Here is a 23,952-nt window from a genome sequence, read left to right as displayed (position 1 = left end):
CCATGTGAAGAAAGTGTCAAGAACGTGCGTCAAACACGCTGACTTCTGGCGCTTAACACCCGTTTACCGCTTCGGGTACCATCAGGCCCCTTTTGAGCTGGAACACGGTATGAATTCTGCGCCTACCGCCCGTGACCGTTGGATCTGGCTTGCGTCGGCCGCCTTGATGGCCGCCACGCTGGGCACGGAGATGGTGGTGCCGCTGGGCTACGCGGTCTGGTTGACCTACTTCATGGCGGTCGGCATCACGCTGTTCCAGCGCCGCATGGAAGTGCCTCTGCTGGTGGCGATCGGGTCCTGCATCCTGCTTGCGGTGGGCTACAACGTGGCCCCGTCCAGCAGCAACTCGGCGTTCTCCTTCGTCAACCGCAGCATCGGCGGCGTTGCTTTCCTGATGATGGCGCTGACCGTGATGAAGGCCATCAGTGCGCGCCGTGAAGCGGCCGATGCGCTGTGGCTGCAGGCCGGCGAGAACGTGGTGGGCACCAGCCTGCAGGGCGATCCCACCCCGCGTGAACTGGCCGATGCGGCCATGCGCGCGCTGTGCGCGCAGCTCAATGCCGATGTCGGCGCCATGTATCGCCTGCAGGGCGAGCGGCTGGTGCTGGTCGGTGGTGCCGCGCTGCCTTCGCAGCTGCCGGAGACGCTGCCGGCGCATACCGGGCAATGGGGCGAGATCATCCGCGAAGGCCGCGCGCGCCGGCTGGAGGACAGTGACAGCCCGCTGGATATCGATACCCTCCTGGGCCGCACTACCGTGCACCAGCGCCTGCTGGGGCCGATCACCGCCGATGGCGTGGTGATCGGCGTGATCGAGCTGGGCCGGGCAGGTGTCTCGCCTGCGCGTGGCCTGGAGATGGCGCTGCTGCTGCAGTGCGCCGAGCCGATCGGCATCGCGCTGCGCGCGGCGCTGCTCAATGCGCAGCTGGTGGAACTGCTGGAGGAAACCCAGCGCCAGAGCGAAGAGCTGCAGACCCAGCAGGAAGAACTGCGCGTGGCCAATGAGGAGCTGGAAGAGCAGAGCCGCAGCCTGCTGCATTCCCAGGCCAACCTGGAGCAGCAGCAGGCCGAGCTGGAACAGACCAATGTGCAGCTCGAAGAGCGCACCCATGAGCTGGAGTCGCGCCAGCAGGCCCTGCTGCTGGCCCAGGCGCAGCTGGTGCAGAACAGCGCCGAACTGGAGGCCAGTTCGCGCTACAAATCCGAATTCCTGGCCAACATGTCCCACGAGCTGCGCACCCCGCTCAACAGCTCGCTGATCCTGGCCAAGCTGCTGGCCGACAACAAGGACGGCACGCTGACCGCCGAGCAGGTCAAGTACGCCCAGGCGATCCATTCCTCCAACAACGACCTGCTGGCGCTGATCAACGACATTCTGGACCTGTCGCGGATCGAGGCTGGCCATGTCGAGCTGGTCGAAGAAAACCTCGCGGTGTCCAGCGTATTGCAGCGCCTGAAGGAAACCTTCGAGCCGATGGCCGTGCAGAAGGGCCTGAGCCTGGAGATCAGCGCCGCGCCGGACGCGCCGGCCCAATTGCTGGCCGACAGCCAGCGCCTGCAGCAGATCCTGAAGAATCTGCTGGCCAATGCGGTCAAGTTCACCGAACACGGCAGCGTGTCGTTGAAGGTGCGCAGTGCCGGGGCAGGGCGGATCCAGTTCGCCGTGTCCGATACCGGCATCGGCATTCCCGACGAACAGACCGCGGTCATCTTCGAAGCCTTCCGCCAGGCTGATGGCAGCACCCGCCGCCGTTATGGGGGCACCGGGCTGGGACTGTCGATCTCGCGCGATCTGGCTGCCCGGATGGGCGGCAGCATCGCTGTCTCCAGCGAGCCGGGCCGGGGCAGTTGCTTCACGCTGGAGCTGCCGCTGCTGGCCGGTGGCGGTACCGGCAGCGCCCACAACGTCGTGCACGACGTACGTCCCGCCGCCGTGGCAGCACCGGCCGTGCCTGCCGCTGCTTCGCTGGGCCGTGCCCACGCCGAATCCACCCCCGCACCCGCACCCGCGGCCAAGGTGATGGATGACCGGGGCCGCCGCAGCCGCGCGGGCCGCATGATCCTGGTGGTCGAGGACGATACGGCGTTCGCCAGCGCGCTGGTCTCGATGGCGCATGAACTGGACTTTGATTGCGTGGTCGCCGGCACCGCCGAGGAAGCGCTGAGTCTGGCTGCCGAGTTGCGCCCCAACGGCATCCTGCTCGATATCGGCCTGCCCGATGTCTCCGGGCTGAGCGTGCTGGAGCGCCTCAAGCGCGACCCGGCCACGCGCCACATCCCGGTGCACGTGGTGTCCGGGCTGGAACGTTCGCAGGTGGCGATGGAGCTGGGTGCGATCGGCTATGTGATCAAGCCGGCCACGCGCGAGCGCCTGCTCGGCGCGATCCAGCAGCTGGAGGCCACCAGCCAGCGCGACATGCGCCGCCTGCTGATCGTCGAGGACGACAGCGAGCTGCGCTCCAACCTGCAACTGCTGCTCGGCCGTGACCAGCTGGAAATCACGGCGGTCGGCACCATCACCGAGGCGATGGCCGAACTGGCCGGCTCCACCTTCGATTGCATGGTCACCGACCTGGCGCTGCCTGACGGCACCGGCTACGACCTGCTCGAACGCATGGCCGGCAATGACGCCGTCGCGTTCCCGCCGGTGATCGTCTATACCGGCCGCGCGCTGACCCGCGATGAAGAGCAGCGCCTGCGCCGCTATTCCAAGAGCATCATCATCAAGGGCGCGCGCTCGCCCGAGCGCCTGCTCGATGAGGTGACCCTGTTCCTGCACAGTGTCGAGGCCTCGCTGCCGACCGACCAGCAGCGCCTGCTGCGCGAGGCCCGCCGCCGCGATGCGGTGCTGGATGGCCGCACCGTGCTGCTGGCCGAGGACGACGTGCGCAACATCTTCGCGCTGTCCAGCGTGCTCGAGCCGCTGGGCGTGACCCTGGATATCGCCCGCAACGGCCGCGAGGCGCTGGAGAAGCTGCGCCCGGAAATCGACCTGGTGCTGATGGACATCATGATGCCGGAGATGGACGGGCTGACCGCCATGCGCGAGATCCGTGCCGACAACCGCTGGCGCGACCTGCCGATCATCGCGCTGACCGCCAAGGCGATGCCGGACGACCGCGAGCACTGCCTGCAGGCCGGTGCCAACGACTACATCGCCAAGCCGATCGATGTGGACAAGCTGGTCTCGCTGTGCCGGGTGTGGTGCTCGCGCCGATGAATGAAACGGAGCTGTTCGACCTGGAGTTGAAGCTGTTGCTGGAGGCGGTCTACCAGCGCTACCACTACGACTTCCGTGACTATGCGCTGGCATCGCTGCGGCGGCGCATGCGCCATGCCATGGCGCGCTTCGACTGCCCGACCATGGGGGCGCTGCAGCACCGGCTGCTGCACGAGCCGGAGACCTTCGCCCAGGCGATGCAGTACTTCACCGTGCAGGTCTCGGAGATGTTCCGCGACCCGCCGTATTTCCGGGTGCTGCGTGAGCACGCCGTGCCGGTGCTGCGCACCTATCCGTCGATCAAGCTGTGGATCGCCGGGTGCAGTACCGGCGAGGAGGTGTGGTCGCTGGCGATCCTGCTGCATGAGGAAGGCCTGCTGGACCGCGCGATCATCTACGCCACCGACATCAACCCCGAAGCACTGCAGGCGGCCGAATCCGGGGCGTTCGCGCTGGACCGGCTGGCGCAGTTCAGCCGCAACTATCTGGCCGCCGGCGGCACCGGCTCGCTCTCCGATTACTACAGCAGCGGCTACGGCAGCGTGGTGTTCGATCGCCGCCTGAAGCGCAACATCGTGTTCGCCGACCATAGTCTGGCCACCGATACCGTGTTCTCCGAAGTCCACCTGGTGTCCTGCCGCAACGTGCTGATCTATTTCCAGCGGCCCCTGCAGGACCGTGCCATCGGCCTGTTCCATGAGGCGCTGGTCCATCGCGGCTTCCTCGGGCTGGGCAGCAAGGAATCGCTGCAGTTCGGCGCGCATGCCGACCTGTTCGAGGCCTGCGCGCGCGACCAGCGCCTGTATCGGAAGCTGGCCTGATGAGCGGCGCGTCGCAACGCAGCCGGTTCGATCTGGTGGTCATCGGCGCGTCGGCCGGTGGGGTCAGCGCGCTGCAGGCGCTGCTGTCATCGCTGCCGACCACACTGGCGCTGCCCGTGCTGGTGGTGCTGCATCTGCCACGTGATCGGCCGAGCCGCATTGCCGGCCTGCTCGACGCCGGCTGCCCGCTGCCGGTGCGCGAGGCCGAGGACAAGCAGCCCCTGCAGCCGGGTACGGTCACCTTCGCGCCGCCGGACTACCATCTGCTGGTCGAGGACCGTGCCACGCTGGCGCTGTCGGTGGACCCGCCGGTGCTGTTCTCGCGTCCGGCCATCGATCCGCTGTTTGAAAGCGCCGCCGATGTGTTCGGCGATGGCGTGCTGGCGATCCTGCTGACCGGCGCCAGCGCGGATGGCAGTGATGGCGTCGCCGCTGTCCGCCAGGCCGGTGGCGAAGCCTGGATCCAATGCCCTGAGGAGGCATATTCCTCGATGATGCCCGCATCCGCCCTGGCGCACGCCGGTGCCGATGCCGTGCTCCCGCTCACCTCCATCTGCATGCGTATGAAAGGTCTTACCCGATGAACCTGATCGAACCCGCCGGGTCGACTGCCACCACCGATTGCGTGAAGCTGCTGATTGTCGATGACATCCCGCAGAACCTGGTCGCGATGGAGGCGCTGCTGCGCCGCCCCGGCCTGGAGATCCTGTGCGCGCTGTCCGGCGCCGAGGCGCTCGAGCTGCTGCTGGAGCATGAGGTCGCGCTCGCGCTGCTGGATGTGCACATGCCGGAGATCGACGGGTTCTCGTTGGCCGAGCTGATGCGTGGCTCGCAGCGCAGTCGCGATGTACCCATCATCTTCCTGACCGCCTCACCGAACGACCCCGTGCGTGCCTTCAAGGGCTACGAATCCGGCGCGGTGGATTTCCTGCACAAGCCGATCGAGCCGCAGGTGATCATGAGCAAGGTCAATGTGTTCATCGAGCTCTACCAGCAGAAGCAGCTGCTGAAGACGCGCAACGAGGCGCTGGAGCATGCGCTCAAGCTCAACGAGACGATGATGGCCGTGTTGACGCACGATCTGCGCACGCCGCTGGCATCGATCCTGCTGTGCGCCGATAAGTTGTCGCTGGACCTGCCCGACGATGGCGCGGTGCAGCGCACGCTTGGCCACCTTGAGAACAGTGCGCAGCGGATGGCGCGGATGGTGGATCAGCTGCTGGATTTCTCGAAGATCCGCACCGGTGGCCTGCGCCTGCACAGCACCGAATGCGATCTGGCGGACGTGGCCGCATCGGTCGTGGCCGAGATCGGGCGTGCGCATCCGCAGGCGACCATCGAGCTGCAGGTCCAGGGTGATGCCCACCTGCAGGGCGATCCAGATCGCCTGGCGCAGCTGCTGTCCAACCTGATCGGCAACGCGGTGCTGCATGGTGGTGATGCACCGGTGGTGGTGCGCCTGGAGGGCGAGCGCAGCGCGCCGCTGCGGTTGCAGGTGCGCAATGCCGGGCAGATTCCCGAGGCGTTGCTGCCGCGGTTGTTCGAACCGTTCAAGGCCAGTTTCCACGATAGCCGCGGGCTGGGGCTGGGCCTGTTCATCGCCAGCGAGTTCGCGCGTGCGCATGGCGGCACACTGGTGGCGCAGAATCGCGAAGGCACCGTGCTGTTTGAGACTGCGCTTCAGCGTCGACCACGCTGACGCCGATAGAACCATCCCGGCATGGCGCCGGGATGGTCGTGGTGCTTACAGCGGCTCGCAGCACAGATACAGGCCGTGGCCGCCGTAGGTGCAGCCGGGCTGATCTTCGCAGCCCGCCAGTGGCGTGGGCTGGCTGGAGGTCGCCAGCGCCTGGCCGGAGGCAAAAGCCAGTGCGCAGATCAGCGTCATGCCACCGAAGGCCGACAACAGTTTCCTGGACATCATGGTCACTCTCTCCTTGCAAGGATGATGCGGGCGGAGCGTGTGGCTGCAGCTGGGGTGTTACACCGGCTGGCAGCAACGGATCTCGCTGTGCCCGCCATAGGTGCAGCCGGGCTTGTAGGGGCAACCTTCCAGCTGCTTGGGCTGGCTGGAGGTTGCCACCGCCTGGCTCGAAGCAAATGCCAAGGCGCAGACAACAGCGATACCGCCAAAGACCGAGACGACTTTCTTGGACTTCATGGTGTTTCTCCTGTTGTGGATCATGCGGATGCAACGGGTGGTGCGCGATGCGGTTTACCGGGCCGGTGGATCCGTCAGCGGGCAGCACGTGCCGTCCGGATTGGCGCCATAGTCGCAGTGCGGTGCCGCCTTGCAGCCGGACAACGCGGCGGGCGTGGCAGCGGTGGCGAAGGCCTGGGCCGAAGCAAAGGCGAGCATGCCGGCGACGGCGAGGCCGCCAAGCAGGGACAGCGTGTGTTTCGACGTCATCGTTCAACTCCTCGGATGGGAAGGAAAATCGACGAACTGTCGATCCGCTCCATGAGCCGGTGCGGACAGACCTTGGGTACGCCGCCGGGAGCGGCGTCAGAGGGACTCAGCCTGCCGGGGCGGGCACCGCACTGCGCGCAGCGTTCACCACGAAGGCGCCGGTGATGGCATTGACCGAGCTGTCCTTGAGTTGGCCGACGTGGCGATAGATCACCTTGCCGTCCTGGATCACCACTACCATCGGCACCATGGTCGCGGTGTAGCGCTGCCGGATCCGGTCATCGGTATCGTTCACTACGGGAAACGCAAAGCCATGCTGGCGCGCGTAGTCCGCAGCGGTTTCATGGGGCGGCAGGCTGACGCCGAGCATCTCGAAGGCGCGGTTCCCGTTGTTCCGTCCGGCGGCGTCCAGCGCCTGGATCTGCGGCACGGAGGCCAGGCAGAACTTGCAGGCGGGAGAGAAGAAATACAGGACCTGGCGGCCGCTGGCCGGGCCGGCGAGGGTGACCGCCTGGCCGTCCAGTGCGGTGCTCTGGAGTGCTTCAGGCTGGGCGCCTTCCGGAAGGCCGTGAGCGGCCTTGGAGATCTGTTCGACCTTGCTCACCAGCACGGCCTGCTGCTGGCGGAGCTGCCGGTTCTGCACGGCCAGCGCCGTCATCAGCGCGGCCAACACGATGATCAGAGCGAGGCTGCCGTACTTCCGTAGCGCGGATGCGTCCATGCTGCTCCTTGGCCTTCGGCCGGGTCCATGGCTGAGTAGGTGGGGTATATATCCGGCACCAAAAATCATTTGTCAAACAAAAGATCCTGTGAATGAGACGTCGGTTTGATTCTGCTCTCCATCTATCGCTGGCCGGGGCGCCCCGGCCGCCCCAGGCCGGCCCGGATCAGTCGCAAACCCCCGTGAGGTAAACTGTGCGGGCGCCGCAGCCCTTCGCCACCGGCCTATTGCTGGAGCCACCATGCCGTCCTCGACCCGTAAAGCCACCTCGCCCCTGATCGATGCCCAGGTGCATGTCGAGGGCTTCGTGCAGGTGCGTGAGGCGCGCCGGTCCGAGCTGGTCGAGGATTACGTGGAGCTGATCGCGGACCTGATCGCCGATGGCCGCGAAGCCCGCCAGGTGGATATCGCCACCCGGCTCGGGGTTGCGCAGCCCACGGTGGCCAAGGCGCTCAAGCGGCTGGTCAAGGAGGGTTGGGCGATCCAGCGGCCATATCGCGGCGTGTTCCTGACCCCGGCCGGCGAGCAGCTGGCGGTGGAGATGCGCGCCCGCCACCAGACGGTGGAGCAGTTCCTGCTGGCACTGGGCGTGGACGCCGATTCGGCGCGCCGCGACGCGGAAGGGATCGAGCACCACGTCAGCGAGGCCACCCTGGCCGCATTCGAGGCCTATGTGCGCACGGCCAACGGCCATGGTTGAGCGCCTCGCCCCGCCACCACCACTGGGCGTGCCGGTGCACGACCAGGATGAGCATTGGATGCGCCACGCGTTGGGCCTGGCGGAGCGTGCCGAGCGTGAATTCAATGAAATTCCGGTCGGCGCGGTGCTGGTCGGTGCCGATGGCACCGTGCTCGGCGAAGGCTGGAACCTCAACATCGCCGACCATGACCCCAGCGCGCATGCCGAGATCGTGGCGATGCGGCAGGCGGGCAGGGCGATCACCAACCACCGGCTGATCGGCAGCACGCTGTACGTCACCCTGGAGCCGTGTGCGATGTGTGCCATGGCCATCGTGCACGCACGCGTGGCGCGGCTGGTGTATGCCGCCACAGACCCCAAGACCGGTGCCTGCGGCAGCGTGTTCGACCTGATCGGCGATCCGCGCCACAACCACCGCGTGGAGATCCACGGTGGCGTGCTCGCCAAGGACGCCAGCACCCGGCTGACCAACTACTTCCGCGCCAAGCGCGGCAAGCCGCCGCTGCTGCTGGAATAAGGCCTCCACGGCGACAGGGTCGTGACGGGTTGGCGGTATCATGGGCGCCTTATCCATTTCCGGTCGCGGCGCAAGCGGCGGCCCAGCACAAGGCGAACACATGGCGGACAACGGCGCAGAAGGCGAGCGACTGATCTGGATCGATCTGGAAATGACCGGTCTGGACACCGACAACGATGCGATCATCGAGATCGCCACCGTGGTGACCGATGCGCAGTTGAAGGTGCTGGCCGAAGGCCCGGAATTCGCGATCCATCATCCGCTCGAGCGGCTGGAAGCGATGGACGAGTGGAACCGTAACCAGCATCGTCGTTCCGGCCTGTGGCAGCGCGTGGTCGAGAGCACCGTCACGCTTGGGCAGGCCGAAGCGCAGACGATCGCCTTCCTGCAGCAGTGGATCAAGGCGGGCGCCTCGCCGATGTGCGGCAACTCGATCTGCCAGGACCGTCGCTTCCTGCACCGTGAAATGCCGCGTCTGGAAAAGTACTTCCATTACCGGAACCTGGACGTTTCCACGATCAAGGAACTGGCCAGGCGCTGGGCCCCGGGCGTGGCCGCCGGCGTGGGCAAGACCGCCAGCCATACCGCGCTGAGCGATGTGCATGATTCCATCGAAGAGTTGCGCCATTACCGTCAGTTCATGGGCGCGCTGTCGGGCCTGCCGGCCTGACCCGAATGCCGGGCGTCGCCCGGCGACGCGGCCTGTACGCGGGCGTTCAGCCACTGGCAGGCGAGGCAACGAGCGGTATACATCGGCGGCGCTATGATCGCGGCCATGAACGCCATGACCTCGCCACAACCGCCGCCGTTGGAGTCCTCGATCCTGCCCACCTCGCAGGACTGGCGCGACCTGCAGCGTGCGGTGGACCTGCTGGAATCGCCCACGCTGACCGCCAAGATGGCCAACCTGATCGGTTCGCCGCTGGAGTTCGCGGTCAAACGCCTGCCGGATTCGGTGTCCCGCCGCATCCACGGCGCGGTCGAAGCGGCGCTGTTCAAATCCGCCCAGGCGGCGTTGTGGACGATGGACAACACGCCGGGCAAAGCGGCGTCCACCCGCTGGCACAAGCTGGCCGCGGCCACCTCCGGTGCAGTCGGCGGCGCCTTCGGTTTCACCACGCTGTTCATCGAACTGCCGGTGTCCACCACGATCATGATGCGCTCGGTAGCTGACGTGGCACGCAGCGAAGGCTTCGACCTGCGCGAGATGAGCACCCGGCATGCCTGCCTGGAGGTGTTTGCGCTCGGTGGCAACTCCGGCAAGGACGATGCCAGCGAGACCGGCTACTACATCACGCGTGGCTTCACTGCCGAGGTGATGCGTCACCTGTCGGCCGAGTTGGCCGGCCGCGCGGTCGGCGGCAGCCCGGTGATGATCGGGCTGACCCCGAAGGAAGCCGGCAAGTGGCTGGCCAAGCTCGTGGAGAAGGTCGCCGCGCGTTTCGGCGTGGTGGTCACCGAGAAGTTCGCCGCGCAGGCGGTGCCGATCGTGGGGGCGGTGGCCGGCGCGACGCTCAACACCATGTTCACCGACTACTACCAGGACGTGGCACGCGGCCATTTCATCGTGCGCCGCCTGGAGCGAACCTACGGGTATGAGACCGTGCGGGCGGCCTACTCGATGCTGGCGGCCGAGCGCAGCTGAGCGATCGTTGCACTGGCGGCACAACTGTTTTGCCGCCGCAGCTCTGTTGACCGGTCTGCACTGTCCCCATCCTTGTCGGCATCACCGCTGCGGCGGCTCTCCCGATCAAGGATTTCCCATGCTGTTCTCCCCCTATACCCGCGGCGCCCTGGCGCTGCCCAACCGTATCGTGATGCCGCCGATGACCCGCTCGCGGGCCGGGGAGGGCAACGTGGCGACGCCGCTGATGGCCGAGTACTACGCCCAGCGGGCCTCGGCCGGCCTGATCGTCAGCGAAGGCACCCAGATCAGCCAGCAGGGCCAGGGCTACGCCTGGACACCGGGCATCCACGACGAGGCCCAGGTGGCCGGCTGGCGCGGCGTCACCGATGCCGTGCACGCTGCCGGTGGGCGCATCGTCGCCCAGCTCTGGCACGTCGGCCGCGTTTCGCATGTGGCCCTGCAGCCGGGCGGTGCCGCCCCGGTGTCCTCGTCAGCGCTGCTGGCCGAGGGCGTCAAGGTGTTCGTCGATCCCGAGGGCCGTGGCCCGCTGAGCGGCGTCGGCGAGATGGTGCAGCACTCGATGCCGCGGGCACTGGCCATCGACGAGATCGCCGGGATCGTGCGCGACTACGCGGCCGCCGCGCGCAATGCGATCGCGGCGGGGTTCGATGGCATCGAGCTGCACGGTGCGAATGGCTATCTGATCAACCAGTTCATCGATTCCCAGGCCAACCAGCGCACCGATGCCTACGGTGGCTCGCTGCAGAACCGCCTGCGCTTCCTGCGCGAGGTGGCCGAAGCGGTGGCCGAGGAGATCGGTGCCGAGCGCGTCGGCGTGCGTCTGGCGCCGCTGACTACGCTGCAGGGCGCGGTGGACGACACGCCGCAGGCGACCTACCTGGCCGCTGCGCATCTGCTCGATGCGATCGGGGTGGGCTACCTGCACATCGCCGAAGCCGACTGGGAAGACGCCCCGGTGATGCCGGTGGCCTTCAAGGAAGCGCTGCGCATGATCTACCGCGGCACGCTGATCTACGCCGGCAAGTACACGGTGGAACGTGCGGAAGAGGCCCTGGCGAAGGGCTGGGCCGACCTGATCGCCTTCGGCCGTCCGTTCATCGCCAACCCGGACCTGCCGGAGCGGCTGCAGCAGGGCCTGCCGTTGAACCCGTCGGACAAAGCGACGTTCTTCGGGGGTGGGGCGGAAGGATTCACCGACTACCCGGCGGCCGAGGTGGTCGAGCCCGCTGAAGCCTGACGGTAGTGCCACGCTGAACAACAAAACCCCGCCTGAGCGGGGTTCTGCTGTTCATCACATTGCCAAAAGGATCACCCCTTGGCTTTGAGCTTGGCCAGACGCAGCCAGGTATCCACCACGGTATCCGGGTTCAGCGATACCGACTCGATGCCTTCCTGCATCAGCCATTCGGCCAGGTCCGGGTGATCGGACGGGCCCTGGCCGCAGATGCCGACGTACTTGCCCTTGGCGCGCGCAGACTTGATCGCCATCGACAGCAGCTTCTTCACCGCCGGGTTCCGCTCGTCGAACAGGTGCGCGACGATGGAGGAATCGCGGTCCAGGCCCAGGGTCAGCTGGGTCAGGTCGTTGGAGCCGATCGAGAAGCCGTCGAAGATCTCCAGGAACTCATCGGCGAGCAGTGCGTTGGACGGCACTTCGCACATCATGATGATCTTCAGGCCGTTTTCGCCCTGCTTGAGGCCATTCTGTTCCAGCACCTCGACGACCTTGCGGCCTTCTTCCAGAGTGCGCACGAACGGGATCATGACCCACAGGTTGTCCAGGCCCATCTCGTTGCGCACGCGCAGCACGGCCTGGCATTCCAGGGCGAAGGCGGCCGAGAAGCTCGGATCGACGTAACGGCTGGCGCCGCGGAAGCCGATCATCGGGTTCTCTTCGTGCGGCTCGTAGTTGGTACCGCCGATCAGGTTGGCGTACTCGTTGGACTTGAAGTCCGACAGGCGCACGATCACCGGGTTCGGGGCGACCGAGGCGGTCAGCGTGGCGATGCCTTCGGCCAGACGACCGACGTAGAAGCTGACCGGATCCGCGTAACCGGCGATCTTCTCGTCGATCTTCTTCTTGGTCGCTGCGTCCTGGCGGTCGTACTCCAGCAGCGCGTTCGGGTGGATGCCGATATGGCTGGCGATGATCATTTCCAGACGGGCCAGGCCGATGCCGGCGTTCGGCAGCTGGCCGAAATCGAAGGCACGTTCCGGGTTGGCCACGTTCATCATGATCTTCAGCGGCGCCGGCGGCATGTTGCCCAGGTCCGTGGTGGTGCGCTCGAACTCCAGGATGCCGTCGTAGATGAAGCCGGTGTCACCCTCGGCGCAGCTGACGGTCACTTGCTGGCCGTCCTGGATCAGCTGGGTCGCGTTGCCCGAGCCGACCACGGCCGGCACGCCCAGCTCACGCGCGATGATCGCCGCGTGGCAGGTACGGCCGCCACGGTTGGTCACGATGGCCGAGGCGCGCTTCATCACCGGCTCCCAATCGGGATCGGTCATGTCGGCGATCAGCACGTCGCCGGGCTGCACGCGGGCCATGTCCTCCAGGGTGCGCACCACGCGGGCGGTACCGGCACCGATCTTGGCACCGACGGCGCGGCCTTCGGCCAGCACCTTGCCGTCCTTCTGATTCAGTGCGAAACGTTCGATCTGGGTGGCATGGCCACGCGACTTCACGGTCTCCGGACGCGCCTGCACGATGAACAGCTTGCCGCTGACACCGTCCTTGGCCCACTCGATATCCATCGGGCGGCCGTAATGCTTTTCGATCACCAGCGCCTGCTTGGACAGTTCCTGCACGTCCTCGTCGCTGATGGAGAAGGTGTTGCGCAGCTCGGCCGGGGTGTCTTCGATGCGCACGCGCTCACCGGCGACATCCGAATACACCATGCGGATCGCCTTGCTGCCGAGCGAGCGGCGCAGGATCGCCGGCTTGCCCGCGCTCAGCGTGGGCTTGTAGACGTAGAACTCGTCCGGGTTGACCGCACCCTGCACGACCATTTCGCCCAGGCCGAACGAGGAGGTGACGAACACCACGTCGCGGAAGCCGGACTCGGTGTCCAGGGTGAACAGCACGCCGGAGGACCCCACGCCCGAGCGCACCATCAGCTGCACGCCGGCCGACAGGAACACGTCCTCGTGCTTGAAGCCGTGGTGGACGCGGTAGGCAATCGCGCGGTCGTTGTACAGCGAGGCGAACACTTCCTTGACCTTGAGCACGACATCGTCGGCGCCGGTCACGTTGAGGAAGGTCTCCTGCTGGCCGGCGAAGGACGCATCGGGCAGATCTTCGGCGGTGGCCGAAGAGCGCACCGCAACGGCCACGTCACCGCCGCCGTTTTCGCTGCAGAGCTTGGCATAGGCAGTGCGGATGTCCTGGTCCAGTGCCGGATGCAGCGGGGCATCGATCACCCAGCCGCGGATCTCCTTGCCGGCCACGGTCAGGGCACCGACATCTTCCACGTCCAGCGTGGCCAGCTTGTCGAAGATGCGCTTGGACAGATCGTTGTGGGCGATGAAGTCCTTGAAGGCTTCAGAGGTGGTTGCGTAACCGCCGGGGACAGACACCCCCAGACCGGCAAGATTGCCGATCATTTCGCCAAGCGACGAATTCTTGCCGCCTACGCGGGCCAGGTCGGCCAGGCGCAGTTCGTGCAACCACAGGATGTTCTCGTTCAAGCGCGATGCTCCGTTTGGCCATCGCCCGAGGCGGGCTGGATGGCCACGTCCGTAGGAAGAAGCCGATATGATGCCGGGCAGACCGCTGTCGGCACAAGCTTGTATCGACGGCCTTTTTAAGCTTCGGAGGGGGTAAAAGCCGTATGTCGACGATCCGTCCGGTGTTCTACGTGTCCGATGGAACCGGTATCACCGCTGAAACCATTGGGCATAGCCTCCTGACCCAGTTCTCCGGGTTCAGCTTCATCACCGACCGAATGTCGTTCATCGATGATCCGGAAAAAGCGCGGGAAGCCTGTGAAAGGATCCGTGCAGCGGGTGAGCGATACCAGGTTCGGCCCATTGTGGTCAGTTCCTGCGTGGACAGCGGGCTGAGCATCATCCTGGCCGAAAGTGGCGGGTTGATGCTGGACGTGTTCGCCCCCTTCATCGAGCCGCTGGAGCGCGAACTGGCGGTCAACCGCCACTCCCGGGTCGGCCAGGCCCACGGCATGGTCGACTTCGAGACCTACCACCGCCGCATCAACGCGATGAACTTCGCGCTGACCCATGACGATGGCATCGCCATCAATTACGACGATGCCGACGTGATCCTGGTCGCCGTGTCCCGGGCTGGCAAGACCCCGACCTGCATCTACCTGGCCCTGCATTACGGGGTCCGCGCGGCCAATTACCCGCTGACGGATGAGGATCTGGAGCAGGACCGCCTGCCGCCGCGCCTGCGCCCGTACCGCAAAAAGCTGTTTGGTCTGACCATCGACCCGGACCGCCTGCAACAGATCCGCCAGGAGCGCCGCCCGAACTCGCGCTACGCGAATCTGGAGACCTGCCGCCGCGAGGTCGCCGCCGCCGAGACCATGTTCCGGATGGAGCGGATCCCGACGTTGAGCACCACCCATACCTCGATCGAGGAGATCTCGAGCAAGGTGCTGGGCACGCTGGGGCTGCAGCGCGAGATGTACTGATCCGGCGCGTCCCCTTGAACAACAAGGGGGCTCTTCCTTCGTCCGGGGCCGGGACTACCCTGCGTCCGTGAACCGGCTGCGGGCCGCCCCTTTGGCCGGGCCGGTGCCGCCCCCACGTTGGGAGATCAACGTGTAGGATCGACCCATGGCCCAGGCATCGCCCCGTATCGAACGCATCCCCCGGCTCAGCCGCCTGAGCTGGCTGATGGGCCTGTACGCCGAGAATTACCAGCACCTGGTGCGCCTGTTCGCACCGTCCGAGCTGATGCCCGGCAGCTACGTCTCCTCGATCGGCGATGGGCTCGATGTGCGCCTGGACGTGATCGAGTGCCACCGCTATACGGTCGAGCTGCGCCTGACCTACGACTTCGCCGACCCGGTCACTGGGCAGCCGGATCCTTCGGCCTATGTGCGCCTGTACCGTGACGCCCGCCAGGCCGAGACCACGCATTGCTACGTCGGTCGCCGCTGGCAGGACGTGATGGGCATGTACCCGCCGCCGGCCGAACTGATCAGCCACCGCATGCGGATGAACACCTTCCTCGGCAAATGGCTGGAATACCTGGCCGAGCGCGGCCACGGCGTGGCCACGCTGCACCGCGATGGCGCGGTGGCGGCACCGGCCGACGCGCGCCGCACCAGCGTGGTGCCCTGAGCCGGGTGCGCTGAGCCGGCCCCGGGCGGATCGCGCATAATCGGGGGTCTGTGTTCCAGAGCCTGTGCGAAATGCCCTATACCCCCATCGTGGCCACCCTGGGCTACGTGCTGTCCGCCGACGGCAAGCAAGTGCTGATGATCCACCGCAACGCCCGGCCCGGTGACCTGCACCTGGGCAAGTACAACGGCCTGGGCGGCAAGATGGAGCGCGATGAAGACGCCGCCGCCTGCATGCGCCGCGAGATCCGCGAAGAGGCCGGCATCGAGTGCGGCACCATGCGCCTGCGCGGCACGATCAGTTGGCCGGGCTTCGGCAGGAACGGCGAGGACTGGTTCGGCTTCGTGTTCGTCATCGATGACTTCACCGGCACGCCGCTGACCTCCAACCCGGAGGGCACGCTGGAGTGGGTGGACGTGGACAAGATCGACGGCCTGCCGCTGTGGGAAGGCGACCGCAGCTTCCTGCCGCTGGTCTTCGACGATGAGCCGCGCGCCTTCCATGGCGTGATGCCGTACCGCGATGGCGCCATGCAGTCCTGGAGTTACACCCGGCTGTAGGGCCGGCCAACGGCCGGTACTACCGGCGGGCCAGTAGCAGATGGAAGTGCTTGGTCACCTCGCGCCCATCGTTGCTGCGCCCGGTTTCGTGATGGGCGCGCCAGCCTTGTACGGTCAACCCAGCGCTGCGCAGGGCCTGCTCGACCTCGGCCAGCTCGTGCAGGTGGAACCCATGCGCAGTGAACGGCAGCGTGCGCATGAAAGCGGCATCGCCGAAGGCCAGGCAGAGCCGGCCGCCGGGCCGCAGCACGCGGGCCAGCTCGGCGAACGGGAATTTCAGTTCGTCCCAGAAGTACAGCGTGTTCACTGCCAGCGCCGCATCGATGCAGGCCGAATCCAGGGGCAGGGCGTGGGCATCGCCCAGGTGGACCTCGGCACGATCCTGCAGCCCATGCATGGCCAGCACCGCAGTGCCCGCCTCGACCATCGCCGCTGAAACATCGACGCCCACATAGCGGCTGTGCGGTGTACGCAACAGATCGGGTGCGAAGGCTGCATTGCCCGGGCCGATCTCCAGGACCTGTTCGCCGGGGGTCACTGACAGCAGGGCGATGGCGGCCCGGTTGAGGTCGCCGTTGCTGCGGTTCATCGATTCGGCCACGACGAGCGCGTGCTCACCGTGCGGGTGGCGCAGCTGGGCGGCCAGATGGTCGGGGGAAAGCACGCGCAAGACTCCTGTCGGTGGGCGGCAGGACCTGGCGGCGGCGGAGTCCATCCACCAGCTTAGCCCACGGATGGCACCGATGGGCGCGCGCGTGAAGGGGGATCGCGCCGCAGCAATGAGGATCGGTGATCAAGAAATCACCAGCGTCGCGTCTATTGAGATCGAGTTGTCCACAGGGGGTGTGGATGACTCGTGGGCAAGTTTGTGGATAAGCCGCGCCGGCCCCCGCCGGTACTCGCTGTCAAGATGGGTGGCCAAAAATTCACCGCAGATCGTGCTGGCGTGAACGGCGCGGCAAGCGGGAGTACGGTGGCGTAGGGAACGCTGTCCCGGCGCGGGCCGCTCGCGGTACTCTCTTGCGATTGCCGCCACCTGATCCTTCATGAAACGTCACTTCTCGATGTTGCGCGAGTTCCACCTGGCTGACTGGTTCACCTTGGCCAACGCGTTCTGTGGCACCGGGGCGGTCTTTGCCGCCATGCGGTATCTGCAGGATGGCGAGCGCAGCTATCTGCTGTTCGGCATGGCCCTGATCCCCTTGGCCTTCATTTTCGATGCGCTGGACGGGCGCATCGCGCGCTGGCGCAAGTCCAGCTCCACGCTGGGCCGTGAGCTGGATTCGCTGTCGGACATCATTTCCTTCGGTGTCGCCCCGGCCGCGCTGGCCTACGCCTGCGGCATGCAGGGCGGCTGGGACTGGCTCGTGCTGAGCTACTTCGTCTGCTGCGGCGTCAGCCGCCTGGCCCGCTACAACGTGACCGCCGAAGCACTGGCCGGCGAGGGCGACAAGGTGCCGTACTTCGAGGGCACCCCGATCCCGACCAGCCTGGCGCTGGTGGTGGTGCTGGCCGTGGCGGCGAGCGTCGGGGCCACCGGCGCGGATCTGTGGCTGGGCCAGTGGCAGCTGGGCCCGTGGCAGCTGCACCCGCTGGTGCTGCTGTTCGCGCTGTCCGGCTCGCTGATGATCAGCAAGACCCTGCGCATCCCCAAGCCGTGAGGCAGGGCAGCGCGGCATTGCTATCATCGTTTCCCGAGACGGGAGGACGGTCATGACCACGGCGGGCAGCGGCAGCGGCGCAGGCGATGTAGAGGCCCTGGCGCGGCAGTATTTCAGTGCCTGGGGCGATGCCCTGCGGCATGCTGCGGCACCGCCCGGCCATACCGCCGGCCCCGAGGGGCAGGGCAACTGGCAGCAGGCGATCGACTGGTGGGCGCAGATGATGCCCAACGCCGCCAGCGGCCCGGCCGATGAAGCCGTGCACCGTTTCCGTGAGCAGGCCGGTGGCTGGTACGGCACCATGCAGCAGGTGGCCGCGCAGTTTGCCGGCCGCGACACCACCAGTGCGGAAGTCGCGCAGGCGTGGCGTACGGCAGTGCTGGGCCAGGGCGACGGGTTGCTGCAGTGGATGCTGCAAGGCGCGCGTGGGCACACCCATGCCGAGGGGCCGGACCTGCTGCAGCTGCTGGAAACCCTGCAGCGCCAGCTTGGCCCGTGGCTGCAGAGCCCGGCGTTCGGCCCCGGCCGCGAGCACCAGGCGCGCTGGCAGGCGTTGCTGCGCGCCCAGCAGGACTTCCAGGCACGCTCGCGCGATTACGTGGAACAGATCAAGCAGGCGCTGGACGATGCGTTCACCCTGTTTGAGCAGCGCCTGGCCGAGCACGAACAGCCCGGCAACCAGCTGACCAGTGCGCGGGCGATGTTCGATCTGTGGATCGACGCGGCCGAAGAGGCGTACGCGAAGGTCGCGCTGTCCGAGCCGTTCCAGGCGGTCTACGCCGCGCTGGGCAACGCCCAGATGCGGCTGCGCGCGGCCACCCAGCAGGAAATCGAACGGTTGACCGAGAGCTTCGGGCTGCCGACACGCACCGAAATGGACGCGGCGCATCGGCGGATCGCCGAGCTGGAGCGGCTGGTGCGGCGCATGGCCGCCGGCGCGGGTGCGGCACCTGCCAGTGCGGCCAAGGTGCGCAAGCCCGCAGTGAAACCCGCCGCCGCGAGCCAGCGCACAACCCGCGCTTCCAGGCCGGCCAAGGCCACCGCCAAGCCCTCCAAGGCCTCCAAGGTCACCAAGGTCACCAAGCCCGCCACCACGCCGACCAAGCCGACCAAGCCAAGGAAGCGCAGCGTATGAAGGGCCCCCTGGGCTTCAACGCCGAAGACCTTCTGCAGGAAACCCTGGCCATGCAGCGCAAGCTGATGGACGGGCTGAAGCTGCTGCCCTCGGTGGACGATGTCGATTACGGCGCGACCACCCGCGAGGAGGTCTGGCGCGACGGCAAGGTCACGCTGTACCGCTTCGTCGGCAGCGAGCCGCCGCTGCATGCCACACCACTGCTGATCGTCTATGCGCTGGTCAACCGGCCGTACATGGTCGACCTGCAGACCGACCGCTCGCTGGTGCAGAAACTGCTGGCACTGGGTCACGATGTCTACGTGCTGGACTGGGGCTACCCGGACCGCTCCGAGCGCTATCAGACGCTGGAGGATTACCTGCTGCGCTTCGTGGATGGCGCGGTGGATCACCTGCAGGCGCACAACGGCGGCGAGCCGATCAACATGCTCGGCATCTGCCAGGGCGGCGTGTTCGCGCTGTGCTATGCGGCGCTGCGCCAGGCCAAGCTGGCCAACCTGATCACGATGGTCACCCCGGTCGATTTCCATACGCCGGACAACATGCTCTCGCACTGGGCGCGCCAGGTGGACGTGGACCTGCTGGTGGACACGCTGGGCAACATCCCGGCCGACCTGATGAATGCCAGCTACCTGATGCTCAAGCCGTTCCGCCTCAACGTGCAGAAATACGTGGGTTTGCTGGACATCCTGGACGACAAGGATGCGCTGGAGGATTTCCTGCGCATGGAGAAGTGGATCTTCGACTCGCCCGATCTCGCCGGCGAAGCGTTCCGTGACTTCATCAAGCAGTTCTACCAGGGCAATGGCCTGATGCACGACGGCGTGCGCATCGGCGAGGACACCGTCGACCTCCAGCAGGTCACGTTGCCGGTGTTGAACATCTATGCCGAGCAGGACCATCTGGTCCCGCCGGATGCGTCACGTGCGTTGCGCAGCCGGATCGGCAGCACGGATTACACCGAGAGCAGTTTCCGCGGTGGCCACATCGGTATCTATGTCTCCGGGCGGGCCCAGCGCGAGGTCCCCGGTACAATCAACGATTGGTTGAAGGAACGTTCCGCATGACCCATCGCACCCGAGCCCTGCTCGCACTGGCCCTCATCGCCCCCAGCGTGGCGCTGGCCGCCCCGACCGACACCGCGCGCCGCGAGATCGCCGGCCTGATCGGCGCGCTGGATGGCTCCAGTTGCCGCTTCCAGCGCAATGGCAGCTGGCACGATGCGCCCGAGGCGCGGGCCCATCTGCAGCGCAAGTACGACTACCTGCTCAAGAAGGACAAGGTCGACACGGCCGAGCAGTTCATCGAACGTGCCGCCAGCCAGAGCAGCATGAGCGGCAAGCCCTACCGGATCGCCTGCCCGGGCCAGCCCGAGCAGACCGCAGCGGTGTGGTTCGGCGCGCGCCTGAAGGCCCTGCGCCAACGCACCCCGTAGACACGGTTCGCGCTAGAGTCGGCGCATTCCGGACCGAGACCCCGTGCATGAATACACCGCCGCGCCCGCTGTCCCGTTCGCTCAACGACCGCATGATCGCCGGGGTGATGGGCGGTATCGCGCATCGCTACGGCTGGAACGTCACCCTGGTACGGGTGCTGTTCGTGCTGATCTCGATCGGCTCGGCGGCCTTCCCGGGCATTCTGATCTATCTGATCCTGTGGCTGTTGATCCCCAACGAGGCCGATTGAGCCTGTCACCGGTGCTGCTGCGCGCGCTGCAGGTGCTCGGGGCGCTGTGGACCTCACCCAACACCCTGATCGGCCTGGCCGCCGGCACCGCCGGGATGCTGGCCGGTGCGCGCCCGTCATGGAACGGGCGCGACTGCGCGATCGTGTTCCGCGAATTTCCGTGGGGCCCGGGCGGAGCGATCACACTGGGCAACGTCATCCTGCACACCGGGCCGGTGCTGGATGTGCCGTGCCGGACGTATGCGCATCAGGCCGGCCACGCCACCGAACCGGTGATCGGCCTGCACGACCATGAGCGGGCGCACGTCTACCAGTATCTGGTGTTGGGGCCGCTCTATCTGCCCGTCTACCTGCTGTGCGGTGGGGTGAGCGCGCGCAATCCGTTCGAGCGCGCGGCCGATGTCTATGCGCTGCAGGGGCGGGGCTGGTGGCCATCCATTCGTGATCCGCAGTGACGTTATCTCAGCGTTAAATCCATGTAAGAAAAACGTCGACAACGCGACGTCATCTGCATGCAAAAAAACGTTATTAGCCTGCATGACGAACCAGTCAGGTTTACCGGGGTAAGCTTGCAGCGCTGTATGAGCAACCGTTTTTCTGGAGGAATACATCACATGGCAATCGTTCTTTATGTCGGTGGTAGCAAGGATGGCGACAAGGGCCTGGTGCCCCATGGTTTCAGCAAGTCCCAGGCCGATACCGAACTGGGTCCGGAGATCTACACCGAGCGGTTCATGGAACTGCAGGGTGTGGGCAAGGTGCGGGTGATGGCGTTGGAGTCGATGCAGGACGAGATCGTCCACCAACGCGCGGCCGTGCATTACCGGTAAGCCAGTCACACCGCAGAGGTGCCCGGTTGTCACGGGCGCCCGCGCCGGCATCCCAGCCCCACGCAGGATGCCGGCGTGAACGCAGGACCCCTCGTGTGGTCATCGCCACGGGGCGACAGGTTCGGCCCGACCTGTCAACGGCTTTCCCCCGCCGCCGCGCATCGCCAGAATGGGTTCTTTCCGCAAAAGCGGCTCCGGCCGGAAGCAATGCCTGACATCAAGCTCGCGCAGCAGATCGCCCAGACCATCGCCGATGAGATCGGTGCCCAGACCGCCCAGGCCCTCGCCGCCATCGCCCTGTTGGACGAAGGCGCCAGCGTTCCGTTCATCGCCCGCTACCGCAAGGAAGTCACCGGCGGCCTGGACGATACCCAGCTGCGCAACCTCGAAACGCGCCTGACCTACCTACGTGAGCTGGAAGACCGCCGCGCCGCGGTGCTGTCCAGCATCGACGAACAGGGCAAGCTCAGCGACGAACTGCGTAACGAGATCCTCGGCGCGGACACCAAGTCGCGCCTGGAAGATCTGTACCTGCCGTACAAGCCCAAGCGCCGCACCCGTGCCCAGATCGCGCGCGAAGCCGGCCTGGAGCCGCTCGCCGATGGCCTGCTGGCCGATCCGGGCCTGGACCCGCAGGTGTTTGGCGCGACCTTCGTCGATAGCGACAAGGGCGTGGCCGACGTCAAGGCGGCCCTGGAAGGTGCGCGCGCGATCCTGATGGAGCGTTGGGGCGAAGATGCCGCGCTGGTCGGCGAGCTGCGCACCTGGCTGGGCGAGAACGGCGTGATCCGCGCACGTGTCGCCGAGGGCAAGGAAGAGCAGGGCGCCAAGTACCGCGATTACTTTGAACACGCCGAGTCGCTGGCGAAGATTCCGTCCCACCGCTTGCTGGCACTGTTCCGCGCGCGCCGCGAGGAAATCCTGTTCCTGGAACTGGATCCGGGCAGCGATGCGGAGGCCGGCAATCTGTACGCCGAAGGCCGTGTCGCGCACAACGCAGGCATCCGCGATGCCGGCCGTCCGGGCGACCGCTGGCTGCTGGACGCCTGCCGACTGACCTGGCGCGCCAAGCTGCACATGCACCTGTTGCTGGATCTGTTCAACCAGGCGCGTGAGAAGGCCGAGGCCGAAGCCATCTCGGTCTTCGGCGACAACCTCAAGGACCTGCTGCTGTCCGCCCCGGCCGGCCCCAAGGCTGTGCTCGGCCTGGACCCGGGGATCCGCACCGGCTGCAAGATCGCGGTGGTCGATGCCACCGGCAAGCTGGTCGCCACCGACACCATCTACCCGCACGAGCCCCGCCGCCAGTGGGACCAGTCGCTGCACGCGATCAAGCAGCTGTGCGTGCAGCACAACGTGGAACTGATCGCGATCGGCAACGGCACTGCCAGCCGCGAGACCGACAAGCTGGCCGGTGACGTGATCAAGGCGCTGGGCGACACCAGACTGCAGAAGATCGTGGTCAGCGAAGCCGGCGCGTCTGTGTACTCGGCCTCGGAATTCGCGGCCAAGGAATTCCCGAACCTGGATGTGTCGATCCGCGGTGCGGTGTCGATCGCGCGCCGCCTGCAGGATCCGCTGGCCGAGCTGGTCAAGATCGAGCCCAAGGCGATCGGTGTGGGCCAGTACCAGCACGACGTGGACCAGTACCGCCTGGCGCGCGCGCTGGATGCGCGCGTGGAAGACTGCGTCAACGCGGTCGGCGTGCACGTCAACACCGCCTCGGCGGCGCTGCTGTCGCGCGTGTCCGGGCTGTCATCCACCGTGGCCGAGAACATCGTGCGGCATCGCGACGACAACGGCCCGTTCAAGCGCCGCAAGGACCTGCTCAAGGTGCCGCGCCTGGGCGAGAAAACCTTCGAGCAGTGCGCCGGCTTCCTGCGCATCGCCGATGGCGACCAGCCGCTGGATGCGTCCTCCGTGCACCCGGAAGCCTATCCGGTGGTGGAGCGCATCGTGGCCGCCACCGCACGCCCGATCAAGGCGCTGATCGGCGACGGCAGCTTCCTGCGCGGCCTGAAGGCGGAACAGTTCACCGACGCCACCTTCGGTGTGCCGACCGTGCGCGACATCCTCAAGGAACTGGAGAAACCCGGCCGCGATCCGCGCCCGGAGTTCAAGGCCGCGCGCTTCGCCGACGGGGTCGAGGAACTGAAAGACCTCAAGGTCGGCATGATCCTGGAAGGCGTTGTCAGCAACGTGGCCGCCTTCGGTGCCTTCGTGGATATCGGGGTGCACCAGGATGGCCTGATCCACATCTCCGCGCTGTCCGATACCTACGTCAAGGACCCGCGTGACGTGGTCAAGGCCGGTGACATCGTCAAGGTGAAGGTGCTGGAGGTCGACGTGGCGCGCAAGCGCATCGCGCTGACCCGCCGCCTGGATGACACTCCCGCCCCGGCCAAGGCCCCCGGTGAGCGCGATGCGCGCCCGGCCGGGGGTGGCCGCCGTGACGGCGGGGCGGGCAATGGTCCGCGCGGTGGCGGTCGTGGCAACCCGCCCGGGCCGCGCCCGGGCAGCGCCGCACCGCCGGCCAACAACGCGCTGGCAGACGCCTTCGCCCGGGCCAAGCGCGGCGGCTGACAGCGCTGTTGGTGCCTGCCAGGGGCCGCCTTCGGGCGGCTTTTGGCGTTTCCCGGGGTCCCGGTGGCCGGGGGCACTTCTGGTTTGACGCGCGTTTACGCACACTTCCCCTTGAATGCCCGTAGGGTGGGTGGACGGCGGGGAGCCCAGATG

General features: G+C 66.7%; 26 protein-coding genes. 20 read left to right on the top strand and 6 right to left on the bottom strand.

Annotated elements, in window-relative coordinates; genetic code table 11:
- Positions 1-109: 109 nt before the first annotated feature.
- Genes BCL79_RS03390 through BCL79_RS03375 form a run of 4 tightly spaced genes read left to right on the top strand, consistent with a single transcriptional unit; the run spans position 110 to position 5,740 of the window.
- Complete coding sequence (locus BCL79_RS03390) at positions 110-3,220, top strand: response regulator (protein WP_121037380.1); 3,111 nt, start codon at positions 110-112, stop codon at positions 3,218-3,220.
- On the top strand, positions 3,193-4,041 hold the full coding sequence (locus BCL79_RS03385) for a CheR family methyltransferase (protein ID WP_183073658.1): 849 nt from the start codon (positions 3,193-3,195) through the stop codon (positions 4,039-4,041). The genes BCL79_RS03390 and BCL79_RS03385 overlap by 28 nt, the downstream gene beginning before the upstream one ends.
- Complete coding sequence (locus BCL79_RS03380; RefSeq protein ID WP_121037377.1) at positions 4,041-4,625, top strand: chemotaxis protein CheB; 585 nt, start codon at positions 4,041-4,043, stop codon at positions 4,623-4,625. The genes BCL79_RS03385 and BCL79_RS03380 overlap by 1 nt, the downstream gene beginning before the upstream one ends.
- Entirely contained in the window at positions 4,622-5,740 is a 1,119-nt protein-coding gene (locus tag BCL79_RS03375; protein WP_121037374.1) for a hybrid sensor histidine kinase/response regulator, read from the top strand. Before BCL79_RS03380 ends, BCL79_RS03375 begins: the two co-directional genes overlap by 4 nt.
- A gap of 45 nt (positions 5,741-5,785) precedes the next feature.
- On the opposite strand, the gene BCL79_RS03370 is transcribed toward BCL79_RS03375, so the two are convergent.
- The 4 genes from BCL79_RS03370 to BCL79_RS03355 form a co-directional block, all read right to left on the bottom strand.
- Positions 5,786-5,965, bottom strand: a complete 180-nt coding sequence (locus tag BCL79_RS03370) for a hypothetical protein (RefSeq protein WP_121037371.1) — start codon at positions 5,963-5,965, stop codon at positions 5,786-5,788.
- 57 nt (positions 5,966-6,022) lie between these two features.
- Positions 6,023-6,202, bottom strand: a complete 180-nt coding sequence (locus BCL79_RS03365) for a hypothetical protein (RefSeq protein WP_121037368.1) — start codon at positions 6,200-6,202, stop codon at positions 6,023-6,025.
- Positions 6,203-6,256: 54 nt separating this feature from the next.
- On the bottom strand, positions 6,257-6,451 hold the full coding sequence (locus BCL79_RS03360; protein ID WP_121037365.1) for a hypothetical protein: 195 nt from the start codon (positions 6,449-6,451) through the stop codon (positions 6,257-6,259).
- 106 nt (positions 6,452-6,557) lie between these two features.
- The gene (locus BCL79_RS03355; RefSeq protein WP_183073657.1) at positions 6,558-7,172 is read right to left on the bottom strand and encodes a peroxiredoxin family protein; all 615 of its coding nucleotides are present in this window, start codon (positions 7,170-7,172) and stop codon (positions 6,558-6,560) included.
- A 241-nt stretch (positions 7,173-7,413) separates the two neighbouring features.
- On the opposite strand from BCL79_RS03355, the gene mntR reads away from it, so the two are divergent.
- From mntR to BCL79_RS03330, 5 genes are all read left to right on the top strand, one after another.
- On the top strand, positions 7,414-7,872 hold the full coding sequence (gene mntR / locus BCL79_RS03350; protein ID WP_121037359.1) for a manganese-binding transcriptional regulator MntR: 459 nt from the start codon (positions 7,414-7,416) through the stop codon (positions 7,870-7,872).
- Positions 7,865-8,389: a tRNA adenosine(34) deaminase TadA gene (tadA, locus tag BCL79_RS03345; protein WP_088435395.1), complete on the top strand. Its 525-nt coding sequence runs from the start codon at positions 7,865-7,867 to the stop codon at positions 8,387-8,389. The genes mntR and tadA overlap by 8 nt, the downstream gene beginning before the upstream one ends.
- 100 nt (positions 8,390-8,489) lie before the next feature.
- Positions 8,490-9,059, top strand: a complete 570-nt coding sequence (gene orn, locus BCL79_RS03340; protein ID WP_121037356.1) for an oligoribonuclease — start codon at positions 8,490-8,492, stop codon at positions 9,057-9,059.
- A gap of 114 nt (positions 9,060-9,173) precedes the next feature.
- Positions 9,174-10,034 carry an EcsC family protein gene (locus tag BCL79_RS03335; protein WP_121041096.1) on the top strand — a complete coding sequence of 287 codons (861 nt, stop codon included), beginning with the start codon at positions 9,174-9,176 and terminating at the stop codon, positions 10,032-10,034.
- 118 nt (positions 10,035-10,152) lie between these two features.
- Positions 10,153-11,274: an alkene reductase gene (locus BCL79_RS03330; protein WP_121037353.1), complete on the top strand. Its 1,122-nt coding sequence runs from the start codon at positions 10,153-10,155 to the stop codon at positions 11,272-11,274.
- Positions 11,275-11,345: 71 nt separating this feature from the next.
- Here BCL79_RS03330 and ppsA read toward each other — a convergent pair whose 3' ends face one another.
- Positions 11,346-13,724: a phosphoenolpyruvate synthase gene (gene ppsA / locus BCL79_RS03325; RefSeq protein WP_121037350.1), complete on the bottom strand. Its 2,379-nt coding sequence runs from the start codon at positions 13,722-13,724 to the stop codon at positions 11,346-11,348.
- 143 nt (positions 13,725-13,867) lie between these two features.
- Here ppsA and ppsR point away from each other — a divergent pair, with 143 nt between their 5' ends.
- From ppsR to BCL79_RS03310, 3 genes are all read left to right on the top strand, one after another.
- Positions 13,868-14,689: a posphoenolpyruvate synthetase regulatory kinase/phosphorylase PpsR gene (gene ppsR, locus BCL79_RS03320; RefSeq protein ID WP_019184148.1), complete on the top strand. Its 822-nt coding sequence runs from the start codon at positions 13,868-13,870 to the stop codon at positions 14,687-14,689.
- A gap of 145 nt (positions 14,690-14,834) precedes the next feature.
- Positions 14,835-15,344: a DUF1249 domain-containing protein gene (locus BCL79_RS03315; RefSeq protein ID WP_121037347.1), complete on the top strand. Its 510-nt coding sequence runs from the start codon at positions 14,835-14,837 to the stop codon at positions 15,342-15,344.
- Positions 15,345-15,415: 71 nt separating this feature from the next.
- Positions 15,416-15,904 (top strand): NUDIX hydrolase, encoded by a 489-nt coding sequence (locus BCL79_RS03310; protein ID WP_121037344.1) that lies wholly within the window; start codon positions 15,416-15,418, stop codon positions 15,902-15,904.
- 19 nt (positions 15,905-15,923) lie between these two features.
- Here BCL79_RS03310 and BCL79_RS03305 read toward each other — a convergent pair whose 3' ends face one another.
- Positions 15,924-16,574, bottom strand: a complete 651-nt coding sequence (locus BCL79_RS03305) for a class I SAM-dependent methyltransferase (RefSeq protein ID WP_259462094.1) — start codon at positions 16,572-16,574, stop codon at positions 15,924-15,926.
- Positions 16,575-16,950: 376 nt separating this feature from the next.
- On the opposite strand from BCL79_RS03305, the gene BCL79_RS03295 reads away from it, so the two are divergent.
- The 8 genes from BCL79_RS03295 to BCL79_RS03260 all read left to right on the top strand — a co-directional run bounded on the left by BCL79_RS03295 (position 16,951) and on the right by BCL79_RS03260 (position 23,799).
- Positions 16,951-17,565: a CDP-alcohol phosphatidyltransferase family protein gene (locus BCL79_RS03295; protein WP_070474651.1), complete on the top strand. Its 615-nt coding sequence runs from the start codon at positions 16,951-16,953 to the stop codon at positions 17,563-17,565.
- A gap of 52 nt (positions 17,566-17,617) precedes the next feature.
- On the top strand, positions 17,618-18,700 hold the full coding sequence (gene phaE, locus BCL79_RS03290) for a class III poly(R)-hydroxyalkanoic acid synthase subunit PhaE (protein ID WP_121037334.1): 1,083 nt from the start codon (positions 17,618-17,620) through the stop codon (positions 18,698-18,700).
- Positions 18,697-19,767: a class III poly(R)-hydroxyalkanoic acid synthase subunit PhaC gene (gene phaC, locus BCL79_RS03285; RefSeq protein WP_121037331.1), complete on the top strand. Its 1,071-nt coding sequence runs from the start codon at positions 18,697-18,699 to the stop codon at positions 19,765-19,767. The genes phaE and phaC overlap by 4 nt, the downstream gene beginning before the upstream one ends.
- On the top strand, positions 19,764-20,135 hold the full coding sequence (locus BCL79_RS03280; protein WP_121037328.1) for a YfeK family protein: 372 nt from the start codon (positions 19,764-19,766) through the stop codon (positions 20,133-20,135). Before phaC ends, BCL79_RS03280 begins: the two co-directional genes overlap by 4 nt.
- 47 nt (positions 20,136-20,182) lie before the next feature.
- Positions 20,183-20,386, top strand: coding sequence for a PspC domain-containing protein (locus BCL79_RS03275; RefSeq protein WP_121037325.1), 204 nt, complete (start codon positions 20,183-20,185; stop codon positions 20,384-20,386).
- The gene (locus BCL79_RS03270; RefSeq protein ID WP_183073656.1) at positions 20,383-20,841 is read left to right on the top strand and encodes a hypothetical protein; all 459 of its coding nucleotides are present in this window, start codon (positions 20,383-20,385) and stop codon (positions 20,839-20,841) included. The genes BCL79_RS03275 and BCL79_RS03270 overlap by 4 nt, the downstream gene beginning before the upstream one ends.
- A gap of 159 nt (positions 20,842-21,000) precedes the next feature.
- Positions 21,001-21,216: a hypothetical protein gene (locus tag BCL79_RS03265; protein WP_121037322.1), complete on the top strand. Its 216-nt coding sequence runs from the start codon at positions 21,001-21,003 to the stop codon at positions 21,214-21,216.
- Between the two features lie 207 nt (positions 21,217-21,423).
- Positions 21,424-23,799 carry a Tex family protein gene (locus BCL79_RS03260; RefSeq protein ID WP_121037319.1) on the top strand — a complete coding sequence of 792 codons (2,376 nt, stop codon included), beginning with the start codon at positions 21,424-21,426 and terminating at the stop codon, positions 23,797-23,799.
- Positions 23,800-23,952 lie beyond the last annotated feature (153 nt).

The sequence above is a fragment of the Stenotrophomonas rhizophila genome (assembly GCF_003651185.1).
Taxonomy (GTDB): domain Bacteria; phylum Pseudomonadota; class Gammaproteobacteria; order Xanthomonadales; family Xanthomonadaceae; genus Stenotrophomonas; species Stenotrophomonas maltophilia_Z.
The sequence above is the reverse complement of the archived record's forward strand: the minus strand, read 5'-3'. Positions and strand labels throughout refer to the sequence as shown.